We start from the raw sequence: 12,577 nt of genomic DNA on the forward strand, positions 1-12,577 counted from the left end.
GACATAGTTAGATAAATTTTGGAGGTGAAAACATTGGCAAATATTAAATCAGCTATCAAACGCGCTGAACTTAACGTTAAACAAAACGAACAAAACTCAGCTCAAAAATCAGCTTTGCGTACTGCTATCAAAGCATTCAACGCTAACCCAACTGAAGAAGCTTACCGTGCTGCATCTGCTAGCATCGATAAAGCCGCTTCTAAAGGTTTGATTCATAAAAACAAAGCAAGCCGCGATAAATCACGTCTTGCAGCTAAATTGGCTAACTAATTAAAAGCTCCATTCAGGAGTTTTTTTATTACCTTATAACATAAAAACCTGCTAGACCATAAGCTAGCAGGTTTTCTTTATTAATTAAACTCCAGTAATTTTAACTTCAAAAATAGTCCCCTTCGGATGATTGTCCTTGACAACAATTGTTCCTTTAAGAGCTAAAACAATTTGTTGCGCTAGTGATAAGCCCAGTCCAAACCCACCTTTTTGTCTAGTTCTAGCCTTATCTACTCGATAAAATCGATCAAAGATTTTTTTCTTATCACTATCTGATATACCAGGACCATTATCAGCCACCGAAATATAAAGATGTCGGTCATTAGTGCGAACTGTAAAGATAACATGTCCATCATCTTCTGTATACTTAATAGCATTATCAAATAAAATCGTCATTAGCTGCTTCAGTAGCGTTTTATCAGTATGGATTGGACGGCTAACTTGGTTTTTGGCCGAAAATCCTTTCTCGTTTTCTTCAGCAATCATAGCATAATTGGTAAATACTGTATCAAAGAAATCAGGTTCTAAGGTTTCGACTTCTGGTTTTATGCCATCATCACGACGAGCTAAATTCAAAAGATTAGTTGTCAAAAGACGCATATTACGTACTTCATCAAGACTTGAAGCAATATTCTCTGAATTATCTAAAATGGTGCTCTCAGGCTTGCGGAAAAGCGCCTCTAGTCGGTTTTGAATCACAGCAAGTGGCGTACGTAACTCATGGCTAGCATTCTCAACAAATGCCTTCTGCTTCTCCAGACTTTCCTGTATAGGCCGTCTTGACCATTTTGCCAAATACAAACTAGCAGCTATGGATAGTAGCCAGAAAAAGCTCATCATAATGACAATTAGTTTTACATATCGTTCAGTGGCTTCTTCTAATTGCGTCGTATTGATGGCAATCACAAGGTACTTAGCATCAGGATAGAGACTATTATCAACTTTTTCAGTAATCAGACGGTACTTTTCCGTTTGATCGAAATAATTCTGAGCACTTCCCTTACTGATTACATCAATGTTATTTTTATCTATTGGTAAATTGGACAAACTAGAAAATTTGTCGACTGCATTGAGAACCTCCCCATTCTTATCAAGCACTAAAACACTGGTATTAGCAGCAACAGATAAATCGTGTGGGGCATCTTTCATCTTTGATTCCTTCTTAGATTCTTTCTTAGAGCCACTCGAGTCAGGTGTTTCATCTGTAGAGCTTTTAGTATCATAAGCCTGATAAATGGTTGTCGTATTATTTTGATCTACCTCAGAGGTCAGAAATAGTTCTCGTTTTAGCATTTCCATTTCTAAATAAGAATTGGTCTTAGTCGCTGCCATTTTCAGACTAGAGTCCACATTGGAATAAACACCGTAACTCAGAATCTGCAAAATCATGACAGTCATGACAAGGAAAATACCAGAAAAAGTGGCAAAGAAATGAATGAAAGACTTAAATCCTTCTGACTTGATTCTCCTAAAGAGATAATTGAAAAATTTAGTCAGCATTCTTCAAAATGTACCCCACACTTCTCAAGGTTTGGAGGTTGGCAGCAAAGTCTGTTCCTTTAAGTTTCTTACGAATTTTCGAAACATAAACTTCAACAACAGAGATAGTGGTGTCACTATCAAATCCCCAAAGACGATCAAAAATTTGCGACTTAGGCAAGATAACGTTTTGATTTTGTAGGAAGTAGACCAATAAATCAAATTCTTTACCAAGAAGTTCTACTTCTTTATCGCCCACATAGGTAGAATTTGTAGCAAGATTGACACGAACATCTCCAAAAGAAAGAGTATTTTGGTCAAATTTACCAGAACGTTTCAAAAGTGCTTGAATACGCATCTTCAATTCTTCTAAATAGAAAGGCTTGGTTAGATAATCATCAGCTCCAAGTTCGAAGCCATGCCCCTTATCGTCTAGACTTTCCTTAGCAGTCATGATAAGAACAGGAGTCGTTACACCTTTATCACGTAATTCTCTAAGAACTGTAAAACCATCTTTTTCAGGTAACATTAAGTCCAAGAGAATCAAATCATAAACACCACTTTCAGCTTCGTAAAGACCTTCATCTCCATCAAATACTTGCATTACATCCGCAAAGTCATCTAAAAAATCAAAAACTGAGTTGGACAAACTCAAATCATCTTCTACTAGTAAAATTTTAATCATAATTATCCCCCTTGCTAGGTGTCAAAGATATAAAGAACACCTTGACTAAGTCTTATCATTATATCTAAAATACACCTAATCTTCTAGTGCTTTGTTCTTCTTTTATTTAGATTCATTTTACCATACTTTCCTTAAGTTTTTCATAACTGGTAAAAAAAGCAGCACCATAAGGTACTGCTTTATGTCCATCGTTCGTTATCCTTAGAATAAACCAACTGCTGTTCCATCTTCAGCAACATCCATTTTTAGGGCTGCAGGAGCTTTTGGAAGACCTGGCATGGTCATAACATCACCTGTGAGAGCCACGATGAATCCAGCACCTGTTTTAGGAACAAACTCACGAATAGTGATATCAAAGCCTTCTGGTGCTCCAAGTAAGAATTGGTTATCTGAGAAGCTATATTGTGTTTTGGCCATACATACTGGCAATTTATCCCAACCGAATTCTGCAAATTGTTTAAGTTGGTTCTTAGCTTTTTTCTCGAAGACAACTGATTTACCACCATAGATTTCAGTAACAATCTTAGTGATTTTCGCTTCCAAGCTATCATCATCAGAATAAAGACGTTTATAGTCAGCATTCCCATTTTCAACAGCATCAACTACCGCGTTGGCAAGGTCAATACCACCATCAGCACCATTAGCCCAAACGCTAGCCAATTCAACAGGAACATCGATTTCTGCACAAAGTTCTTTAAGGGCTGCAATTTCAGCTTCTGTATCAGCAACAAACTCGTTAATAGCAACGACTGCAGGAAGACCGAATTTACGAACATTTTCCACATGACGTTTCAAGTTAGCGAAGCCATCACGAACAGCTTGAACATTTTCTTCAGAGAGGTCAGTCTTGGCTACCCCACCGTGCATTTTAAGGGCACGAAGTGTCGCAACTATAACAACAGCATCAGGAGTTGTTGGGAGGTTTGGAGTCTTGATATCAAGGAATTTTTCAGCACCAAGGTCAGCACCGAAACCTGCTTCCGTAATTGTATAATCTGCCAAACGTAGCGCTGTAGATGTAGCTAGAACTGAGTTACATCCATGAGCAATGTTGGCAAATGGACCACCGTGTACCAAAGCTGGTGTCCCATAAATTGTTTGTACCAAGTTAGGTTTGATGGCATCTTTAAGAATAAGTGTAAGTGCACCCTCGATTTCAAGATCACGCACATAAACAGGTGTACGGTCATAACGGTAAGCAACTACAATGTTAGCCAAGCGTTCTTTAAGGTCTTTAATATCAGTAGCTAAGCAAAGAATCGCCATGATTTCAGACGCAACAGTAATATCAAAACCATCTTCACGTGGAATACCGTTAAGAGGTCCACCAAGACCAACATTTACATGACGAAGCGCACGATCATTAAGGTCAACCACACGTTTCCAGATAATACGACGTTGGTCAATACCGAGTGCATTTCCTTGGTGAATATGATTATCAAGGAGAGCAGACAAAGCGTTGTTAGCTGTGGTGATAGCGTGCATATCCCCTGTAAAGTGAAGGTTAATATCTTCCATCGGAAGGACTTGTGCGTAACCACCACCTGCAGCACCACCTTTAATCCCCATAACAGGACCAAGAGATGGTTCACGAAGGGCAATCATCGTTTTCTTACCAATTTTGTTCAGAGCGTCTGCAAGACCAATTGACATAGTTGATTTCCCTTCACCAGCTGGTGTTGGGTTGATAGCTGTCACCAAAATCAATTTTCCTGGCTTATTGTCTTTGACAGCATTGATTTTATCAAATGACAATTTTGCCTTATATTTTCCGTAGAGTTCCAAATCGTCAAAGCCGATTCCAACTTTTTCAACTACTTCTGTGATTGGTTTTAATTCTACACTTTGAGCAATTTCGATATCTGTTTTCATGAGACACTCCTCTATATTTTTCTAGAATCTATTATATCAGAGTTTGATAAAAAACGCATTATTTTTGGTTAATTACTTTTCAATGTTCGGTTTTTGTTTTGTTATAAATCGTTATAACTTTAATTTATAGGGGTACGCCTCAAAAATACTTACTTTTTATTTACTAAAGACCCAATTTTTAGTACAATACTACTATGAAAATTTTGATTACATCGGGTGGTACCACTGAAAAGATTGATGCTGTACGTGGAATCACAAACCATTCAACAGGTTATCTAGGAAAGGAAATCGCTGAACTTTTCTTGGCTAAGGGTCACCAAGTAACCTTAGTAACGACCAAGACAGCGGTTAAACCAGAACCGAAAGAAAATCTAAAGATTACAGAAATTACGAACGTAGAAAGTCTTCTCAAAAAGATGGAGCCACTCGTCAAAGAGCACGATGTTCTTATACATAGTATGGCAGTCTCTGATTATACTCCTATTTATATGACGGATTTTGCTGAACTGGAGGACACCGAAGATCTCGCTCAATTCTTGCATAAATCTAACACTGAAAGCAAGATATCATCGGCTTCTGATTATCAGGTTCTTTTTCTTAAAAAAACACCGAAGGTCATTAGCCTCGTCAAACAATGGAATCCTGATATTCAATTGATTGGCTTCAAACTTTTGGTTAATGTAAGAAAAGAAGAGCTTTTTGAGGTTGCTCGTGCAAGTCTAAAACGCAATAAAGCTGATATTATTGTTGCCAACGACTTGAGTGATATCACTCAAGATCAACATATTGCCTATCTCGTTGATGAAAAAAACGAGGAGAAAGTTACGACTAAATCTGCGATTGCTCGAGCCTTATTTGAAAGGATATGCCATGACTAAACGTATCATCCTTGCTGTTTCAGGATCAATATCTGCCTATAAAGCAGCTGATCTAACAAGTAGGTTAAAGAAAAAAGGTTATGACGTTCACGTCATTATGACTGAAGCTGCTCAAGACTTTATCACCCCTCTGACACTTCAAGTCCTTTCGAAGAATCCTGTTCACACTGATGTCATGGAAGAAAAATTGGCTGAACGTATTAATCATATTGACTTAGGTAAAGAAGCTGACCTCTTTGTTGTAGCTCCAGCTTCAGCAAATACCATTGCCAAATTAGCATATGGTCTAGCCGATAATATGCTTACTGCTACTGCTTTAGCTTTACCTAGCACCACCCCAAAACTAATTGCCCCTGCAATGAATACGAAAATGTATGAAAATCCACTGACTAAGAAGAATCTAAATACTTTGCATGACCTTGGCTACCAAGAAATTCTTCCAAAATCAGGTTTACTGGCTTGTGGAGATACAGGACGCGGTGCCTTAGCTGATATCGATGACATTATTGAATCCATTGACAATGTTTTAACAAAATAGCCTTGCATAGAATAAAAAGGAGTTTATGATGAATAAGAAAAATAAAGCAAACCAAACGGCTCAGTTATCCCTCTTGATAGCAACAATGGTTGTAATTGAAGTGCTCAGTCAAACCATCTTTGCTGCTTTTGTACTTCCAATCAAACCAACCCTAACCCACATCCCAGTTATTATCGCTAGCATCGTCTACGGTCCTAAAATTGGAGCTTATTTGGGTGGCTTCATGGGAATTATGAGTATTATTCGAAACACTGTTATCTATACGGTTAGTAGCTATCTCTTCAGTCCTTTTGTTGAAGGGGGAACTTGGGCATCTGCAGTCATTGCCATCGTCCCTCGTATCCTAATCGGTATTTTCCCATACTTTGTCTACAAGTTACTTCAAAACCGTCTAGGTCTGGCTCTATCTGGGGTTTTAGGTGCTTTCACAAATACATTTTTTGTACTTCTTGGTATCTACTTCCTAATTCCTAACTTCTACACAGCAGGTGGCAAAACACTAATGGCAACCATTTTCACAACAAATTCGATTGCTGAAATGATTATCGCTGGACTTTTGACAGTAAGTATCACTCCTATGCTTTTACGATTGAAAAAGTAAATCATTTAATCTATGGATAGTGCCGAAAATCAGATACTATTCTATAAACCGTTAAGGAGAATTTTTATGAAAAAATCAACCGCTATTGCAAGAATTGCCATCTTTTTTGCAGTAATGCTCACCATTCATTTTGTAACTTCCTTCATTCTCGAATTTGTTCCGTCTGGTATTCAACCGACCTTAGTTCATATTCCTGTTGTTATCGCTTCCGTCATTTATGGACCTAGAATCGGAGCTGTTTTGGGACTCCTCATGGGCCTCTTTAGTGTGACCATGAATACATTGGTTTTGACGCCAGCAAGTTTCCTCTTTAGTCCCTTTGTCTCACATGGAAATCTCTATTCTCTCATTATTGCACTGTTTCCACGTATTTTAATCGGAGTGACTCCTTACTTCGTCTATCGATGGCTACACAATCGTACTGGTTTAGTGACAGCTGCTATTGTCGGGTCTATGACCAATACCATTTTTGTTCTATTGGGAATTTATATCTTCTTCGGTAACATCTATGGTGGTAGTTTTCAACATTTTCTTGCTTTAATTTTGACAACAAACTCTCTTATTGAAGTTATTGCTACAGTTCTTGTCACAACTGCAGCCGTTCCGACACTTGAAAGATTAAAATAATTAGTTAGGTCGAGACTGATATGTCTTGGCTCTTTTATTTTCATTTACATTTTAGATACCATTTTCTTTTTAAAAAGATTTACAATTATCGCTAGAATTTTCTGAAAAAATTTGTTATAATGTAAGCGGTTAAAAATATAAAGGAGATTGCTATGTCTTACACTGAAAATTATCAAAAATGGCTCGACTTCGCTGAATTGCCTGCTTACCTTCGTGATGAGCTGGTCGCAATGGATGAAAAAACGAAAGAAGATGCCTTCTATACCAACCTTGAATTCGGTACAGCTGGTATGCGTGGATTGATTGGTGCTGGTACTAACCGCATTAACATTTACGTTGTTCGCCAAGCAACTGAAGGTTTGGCCCAATTGATTGATTCAAAAGGGGAAGAAGCTAAAAAACGTGGTGTTGCTATCGCTTACGATAGCCGTCACTTCTCTCCAGAGTTTGCTTTTGAATCTGCTCAAGTTTTGGCTGCACACGGTATCAAATCTTATGTATTTGAAAGCCTACGTCCAACACCTGAATTGTCATTTGCTGTTCGTCATCTTCACACATTTGCTGGTATCATGGTAACAGCTAGCCACAACCCTGCTCCATTTAATGGATACAAGGTTTATGGTGAAGACGGTGGACAAATGCCACCTGCAGATGCCGATGCTTTGACAGATTACATCCGCGCTATCGAAAATCCTTTCACTGTGCAATTGGCTGACCTTGAAGAAAGCAAAGCTAGCGGCTTGATTGAAGTTATCGGTGAAAACGTCGACGCTGAATACTTGAAAGAAGTTAAAGGCGTTAACATCAACCAAGACTTAATCAATGAATACGGTCGTGACATGAAGATTGTCTACACTCCACTTCATGGTACTGGTGAAATGTTGGCACGTCGTGCTCTTGCGCAAGCTGGATTTGAAGCTGTTCAAGTTGTTGAAGCTCAAGCTGTTCCAGATGCTGACTTCTCAACTGTTAAATCTCCAAACCCTGAAAACCAAGCTGCCTTTGCTCTTGCTGAAGAACTTGGTCGCAAAGTAGACGCTGATGTATTGGTTGCAACTGACCCAGATGCTGACCGCCTTGGTGTTGAAATCCGCCAACCAGATGGTTCTTACCTCAACCTTTCTGGTAACCAAATCGGAGCTATCATTGCTAAATACATTCTTGAAGCTCACAAAACAGCCGGTACACTTCCTGCAAATGCTGCCCTCTGTAAATCAATCGTATCAACTGAGTTGGTAACTAAGATTGCAGAAAGCTACGGCGCAACTATGTTTAACGTCTTGACTGGTTTCAAATTTATCGGTGAAAAAATTCATGAATTTGAAACACAACACAACCACACTTACATGCTTGGTTTCGAAGAAAGCTTCGGTTACCTCATCAAACCATTCGTACGTGACAAAGATGCTATCCAAGCCGTTCTTATCGTTGCTGAAATTGCTGCTTACTACCGTTCACGTGGTATGACTTTGGCAGACGGTATCGAAGAAATCTACAAACAATACGGCTACTTCGCAGAAAAAACAATCTCTGTTACCCTTTCAGGTGTTGACGGAGCTGCTGAAATTAAGAAAATCATGGATAAATTCCGTGGAAATGCTCCTAAACAATTCAATAACACAGACATTGCTAAGACAGAAGACTTCTTGGAACAAACAGCTACTACTGCTGACGGCGTTGAAAAATTAACAACTCCTCCAAGTAACGTACTTAAATACATCTTGGCTGATGATTCATGGTTTGCCGTTCGTCCTTCAGGTACAGAACCAAAAATCAAATTCTACATTGCTACAGTTGGTGAATCTGAAGCAGATGCTAAAGAAAAAATTGCTAACATCGAAGCAGAAATCAATGCTTTCGTAGGCGAATAATACTTAAGACTTAGAGCTAAGCTCTAAGTCTTTTTTATACATGACAATACTAGGATTACGTAAGCAAGTCACCTTTTTCATACTAAAACCACGAAACCACCTATAGATTAATCTATAGGTGGTATTTTTATGATTCAATTATAGAGCACCAACTTGTGAATGATGCTTAAACAAAGAATGAGTAGCTTCATGAATATGACGAGCAGTATCTGCATTATTCATGGTATAGAGGTGAACGCCTGCAACATCTTGCGTAACAAGGTCGACAATCTGGTCAATAGCATAGGCAAGTCCTGCCGCTCTAAGTGACTCAGGATCATGTTCATACTTATCCAAAATGGCACGGAACTTACGTGGCAAATGGATATTTTCACAAGTCTTAAGCAAACGTAGAGCTTGATTACGATTCAAGATAGGCATAATCCCAGCATGAATTGGTACGTCAATACCTGCCAAGGTACATTTATCTTGAAAATCATAGAAACGCTCATTATCAAAGAAGAGTTGGGTTACAAGGCTAGAACAACCTGCATCAACCTTTTTCTTGAGGTTTTGGATATCAGAGATTTGATTTGCTGAATCGGGATGCCCTTCAGGATAGCAGGCACCGATGATATCAAATTGAGGAGCTTGGTCCTTGATAAACTCAATCAAATCAGTGGCATATCTAAAATCTTTAAGAGGTTCAACACCTGGGATAATATCGCCACGTAGGGCTAAGATACGGTGTACACCAACAGCATCCAAGTCACGTAAGGTATCAGCAACCTTTTCTTTAGTCAAATAGATAGCTGGAAGGTGAGCAATCGTTGGGATAGCTAAATCATTTTGAATATGATCTGCCAAAGGAACCGTCGTCTCTTTGATATTATATTTGTTATTGCTAGCTGTCACACTGATAAAGTGTGGGGCCAATCCTTGCATATCCTCAAGGGCACGTAGAATTTTTTCATTACCCACTGCTGGGTTGGGTGGAAATACTTCAAAAGAGAGTGATGGTGTTTGGCTTGTCATATTTTATACCTTCTTCTTTTTAGATTTTTGTTAAGACAAAAGCAGTTTAAAGTGCCTACTGACTTCATAAGTAGGGTACACTTGTTAATCATAGCCTGCTTGCAAAAATCTTTAGAATATTATTAGCTATTGAAAACCTTCTACACTTAAGGAAGAAGGTCTTCAACGTATGATAACTTCTGCTTACAAGTTTTCGCGAGCTGCTTTTGCAGCTTCTACAAGCTTGATCAAGCTTTCTTTAGTTTCTTTGATTCCGCGAGTCTTCAAACCACAGTCTGGGTTGATCCAGACTTTACCACTTGGTACTTTAGCCAAGATTGCTTCGATAGTGTGGTCAATTTCACCGTCTTGTGGGACACGTGGTGAGTGGATATCGTAAACCCCAGGTCCAACTTCTGTTTGGAAGTTTTGTGCTTTAAGTTCATCCAAGATTTCAAGATTTGAACGACTAGCTTCAAATGAGATAACGTCAGCATCCAAGTTGTCGATGGCTGGAATGATATCTGTAAATTCTGAGTAACACATGTGAGTGTGGATTTGTGTATCTGGTGCTACAGTTGAGTGTACCAAACGGAAAGCTGGAATTGCCCAGTCGAGGTAATCCTCATACCAGTCACTACGACGGAGTGGCAATTTTTCACGAAGAGCAGCTTCGTCAATTTGGATAATTTTCACGCCTGCAGCTTCAAGGTCAAGCACTTCTTCTTTGATTGCAAGAGCAATTTGAAGAGTTGAATCCTTAATAGAGATGTCTTCACGTGGGAATGACCAGTTAAGGATAGTAACAGGTCCAGTCAACATACCTTTAACAGGTTTGTCTGTACGGCTTTGTGCGTAGCTAGACCATTTAACAGTGATTGGGTTAAGACGAGTGACATCACCCCAAATGATTGGTGGTTTTACCCCACGCATACCGTATGATTGAACCCAACCATTTTTAGAGAAGAGGTAACCTGACAAGTTCTGACCGAAGTACTCAACCATGTCATTACGTTCAAACTCTCCATGAACAAGAACGTCAAATCCAACTTCTTCTTGCCATTTAATCCATTCATCAGTGATTTCAGCAAGGAAAGCATCGTATTCTTCTTGTGACAATTCATTCTTACGGAAAGCCAAACGTTTAGCACGAACTTCCTTAGTTTGAGGGAATGAACCGATAGTTGTTGTTGGAAGCAATGGAAGTTTGAAAGCATCCTTTTGAATCTCTTCACGTTCTGCAAACGCTGGCAAACGAGTGTAATCAGCTTCAGTCAAACCTGCAATACGAGCACGAAGTTCAGCATTTTCACCAACACGCTCAGTCGCAAAGAGTTCTTTGTTGGCAGCAAGGGCTTCTGCACCTTGACCATTGCGGATAGCATCCAAATCACGCAATTCGTCCAATTTTTCAACCGCAAAAGCAAAGTGATTCAAGATAGCTGGTTCAAATTCTTCGTTAGCAGTTGTAAATGGTACATGAAGAAGTGAACAAGATGTTGTCAAAACAACATTTTCAGCTGGCACTTGTTCAAGAATTGCAAGACTCTTCTCGTAGTTGTTACGCCAGATGTTTTTACCATTGACGATACCGGCATAGAGAGTCTTATCAGCTGGGAAACCACCTTTAACCAATTCAAGTGTTTTCTTACCTTCAACAAAGTCAAGACCAATACCATCAACTGGCAAGTTCACAAGGTCATTGTAGACATCACGAACATCACCAAAGTAAGTTTGAATCAAAACTTCAAGGCCTTTCTTATCAGCCAAGAGCTTGTTGTAGAGGTTCAAGAAGAGAGCTTTTTCTTCAGATGTCAAATCTTTAACAAGAGCTGGCTCATCGAGTTGAATACGAGTAGCACCAAGCTCTGCCAATTTTGCAAAGACATCTTGGTATGCAGAAACAAAGCTATCTACGAAGTCTTCAGCTTTTACACCATCTTCAAAATCAGACAATTGAAGGAAAGTGAATGGTCCAACCACAACTGGACGTGTATTAAGACCCAATTCTTTTGCTTCTTGGTACTCATCAAAAATCTTGTGACCAGCAAGTTTAACTTCTGTTGTTTTTTCAAATTTAGGAACGATGTAATGGTAGTTAGTATTAAACCATTTTTTCATAGGAAGGGCACGTACATCCCCTTTTTCACCTTGGTAACCACGCGCCAAAGCAAAGTAACGTTCAAGATCTGTCAAATCCAAGTTTTGAACAGATTCAGGTACGACGTTGAAAAGGAAAGCTGCATCAAGGAAGTTATCGTAATGTGAAAAATCATTTGAAGGAATTTCAGTGATACCCTTCTCTTTAACAATATTCCAGTGTTTTGCACGCAAGTCTTTGGCTGCTGCTAAAAGTTCATCTGCAGTAATTTCATTTCTAAAGTATTTTTCTGTTGTAAATTTTAATTCGCGGAATTCACCCAAACGTGGGAAACCAATGATAGTAGTTGACATCTTGTGTCCTCCTCTTTGTTGTTGAACTTATCTTACCAAAGAAATGGGTAGCTGTATAATTGCTATTAGTTTTCTCTATATATAGTTTTAGACTATACCCTATAAAATAAAGGGTTACCGACTTCTGTTATCTCCTTTTGCTTAGATATCGTTATAGCTAATAACTATATATTGACTTACTAAATCCCTTTTTATATCAAAAAATCCCTAGACTTTTGTCTAGAGACTCTATTATTTACTAGGATCAGAACACTAAGCTCTATAAGTGCTCAGTACCCTCTCTTGAAGCCAAGATGATGTATAAGACAT

11 protein-coding genes are annotated in these 12,577 nt (G+C 38.8%); 6 read left to right on the forward strand and 5 right to left on the reverse strand.

The window, feature by feature from the left end; all coding sequences use genetic code 11:
- Window positions 1-33: 33 nt before the first annotated feature.
- Window positions 34-270 (forward strand): 30S ribosomal protein S20, encoded by a 237-nt coding sequence (rpsT, locus tag HMPREF2867_RS10610; RefSeq protein WP_037597891.1) that lies wholly within the window; start codon window positions 34-36, stop codon window positions 268-270.
- An 84-nt stretch (window positions 271-354) separates the two neighbouring features.
- On the opposite strand, the gene HMPREF2867_RS10615 is transcribed toward rpsT, so the two are convergent.
- The 3 genes from HMPREF2867_RS10615 to HMPREF2867_RS10625 all read right to left on the reverse strand — a co-directional run bounded on the left by HMPREF2867_RS10615 (window position 355) and on the right by HMPREF2867_RS10625 (window position 4,306).
- Window positions 355-1,770, reverse strand: a complete 1,416-nt coding sequence (locus tag HMPREF2867_RS10615; protein WP_070577364.1) for a sensor histidine kinase — start codon at window positions 1,768-1,770, stop codon at window positions 355-357.
- Window positions 1,760-2,434: a response regulator transcription factor gene (locus HMPREF2867_RS10620; RefSeq protein ID WP_070577365.1), complete on the reverse strand. Its 675-nt coding sequence runs from the start codon at window positions 2,432-2,434 to the stop codon at window positions 1,760-1,762. Before HMPREF2867_RS10620 ends, HMPREF2867_RS10615 begins: the two co-directional genes overlap by 11 nt.
- Before the next feature lie 201 nt (window positions 2,435-2,635).
- Window positions 2,636-4,306 (reverse strand): formate--tetrahydrofolate ligase, encoded by a 1,671-nt coding sequence (locus HMPREF2867_RS10625; protein WP_070577366.1) that lies wholly within the window; start codon window positions 4,304-4,306, stop codon window positions 2,636-2,638.
- Window positions 4,307-4,500: 194 nt separating this feature from the next.
- Here HMPREF2867_RS10625 and HMPREF2867_RS10630 point away from each other — a divergent pair, with 194 nt between their 5' ends.
- The 5 genes from HMPREF2867_RS10630 (at window position 4,501) to HMPREF2867_RS10650 (ending at window position 8,821) form a co-directional block, all read left to right on the forward strand.
- On the forward strand, window positions 4,501-5,184 hold the full coding sequence (locus HMPREF2867_RS10630; protein WP_070577367.1) for a phosphopantothenate--cysteine ligase: 684 nt from the start codon (window positions 4,501-4,503) through the stop codon (window positions 5,182-5,184).
- Window positions 5,177-5,722 (forward strand): phosphopantothenoylcysteine decarboxylase, encoded by a 546-nt coding sequence (coaC, locus tag HMPREF2867_RS10635; protein ID WP_070577368.1) that lies wholly within the window; start codon window positions 5,177-5,179, stop codon window positions 5,720-5,722. Before HMPREF2867_RS10630 ends, coaC begins: the two co-directional genes overlap by 8 nt.
- A 28-nt stretch (window positions 5,723-5,750) precedes the next feature.
- On the forward strand, window positions 5,751-6,323 hold the full coding sequence (locus tag HMPREF2867_RS10640; RefSeq protein ID WP_004182105.1) for an ECF transporter S component: 573 nt from the start codon (window positions 5,751-5,753) through the stop codon (window positions 6,321-6,323).
- A 66-nt stretch (window positions 6,324-6,389) separates the two neighbouring features.
- The gene (locus HMPREF2867_RS10645; RefSeq protein ID WP_004182060.1) at window positions 6,390-6,950 is read left to right on the forward strand and encodes an ECF transporter S component; all 561 of its coding nucleotides are present in this window, start codon (window positions 6,390-6,392) and stop codon (window positions 6,948-6,950) included.
- A 152-nt stretch (window positions 6,951-7,102) separates the two neighbouring features.
- Window positions 7,103-8,821: a phospho-sugar mutase gene (locus HMPREF2867_RS10650; RefSeq protein WP_037600760.1), complete on the forward strand. Its 1,719-nt coding sequence runs from the start codon at window positions 7,103-7,105 to the stop codon at window positions 8,819-8,821.
- Window positions 8,822-8,959: 138 nt separating this feature from the next.
- Here HMPREF2867_RS10650 and metF read toward each other — a convergent pair whose 3' ends face one another.
- Window positions 8,960-9,835, reverse strand: a complete 876-nt coding sequence (gene metF, locus HMPREF2867_RS10655) for a methylenetetrahydrofolate reductase [NAD(P)H] (protein WP_070577369.1) — start codon at window positions 9,833-9,835, stop codon at window positions 8,960-8,962.
- Between the two features lie 183 nt (window positions 9,836-10,018).
- The gene (gene metE / locus HMPREF2867_RS10660) at window positions 10,019-12,268 is read right to left on the reverse strand and encodes a 5-methyltetrahydropteroyltriglutamate--homocysteine S-methyltransferase (protein WP_070577370.1); all 2,250 of its coding nucleotides are present in this window, start codon (window positions 12,266-12,268) and stop codon (window positions 10,019-10,021) included.
- Between the last annotated feature and the right edge of the window lie 309 nt (window positions 12,269-12,577).

Origin of the sequence: Streptococcus sp. HMSC064H09, from assembly GCF_001812625.1 — a bacterium.
GTDB lineage: Bacteria > Bacillota > Bacilli > Lactobacillales > Streptococcaceae > Streptococcus.

What these genes read in the sequence shown, in the direction of transcription:
- HMPREF2867_RS10615 (WP_070577364.1), bottom strand. Translation starts at nt 1,770, where the DNA reads ATGCTGACTAAATTTTTCAATTATCTCTTTAGGAGAATCAAGTCAGAA.
- HMPREF2867_RS10620 (WP_070577365.1), bottom strand. Translation starts at nt 2,434, where the DNA reads ATGATTAAAATTTTACTAGTAGAAGATGATTTGAGTTTGTCCAACTCA.
- HMPREF2867_RS10625 (WP_070577366.1), bottom strand. Translation starts at nt 4,306, where the DNA reads ATGAAAACAGATATCGAAATTGCTCAAAGTGTAGAATTAAAACCAATC.
- HMPREF2867_RS10630 (WP_070577367.1), top strand. Translation starts at nt 4,501, where the DNA reads ATGAAAATTTTGATTACATCGGGTGGTACCACTGAAAAGATTGATGCT.
- coaC (WP_070577368.1), top strand. Translation starts at nt 5,177, where the DNA reads ATGACTAAACGTATCATCCTTGCTGTTTCAGGATCAATATCTGCCTAT.
- HMPREF2867_RS10640 (WP_004182105.1), top strand. Translation starts at nt 5,751, where the DNA reads ATGAATAAGAAAAATAAAGCAAACCAAACGGCTCAGTTATCCCTCTTG.
- HMPREF2867_RS10645 (WP_004182060.1), top strand. Translation starts at nt 6,390, where the DNA reads ATGAAAAAATCAACCGCTATTGCAAGAATTGCCATCTTTTTTGCAGTA.
- HMPREF2867_RS10650 (WP_037600760.1), top strand. Translation starts at nt 7,103, where the DNA reads ATGTCTTACACTGAAAATTATCAAAAATGGCTCGACTTCGCTGAATTG.
- metF (WP_070577369.1), bottom strand. Translation starts at nt 9,835, where the DNA reads ATGACAAGCCAAACACCATCACTCTCTTTTGAAGTATTTCCACCCAAC.
- metE (WP_070577370.1), bottom strand. Translation starts at nt 12,268, where the DNA reads ATGTCAACTACTATCATTGGTTTCCCACGTTTGGGTGAATTCCGCGAA.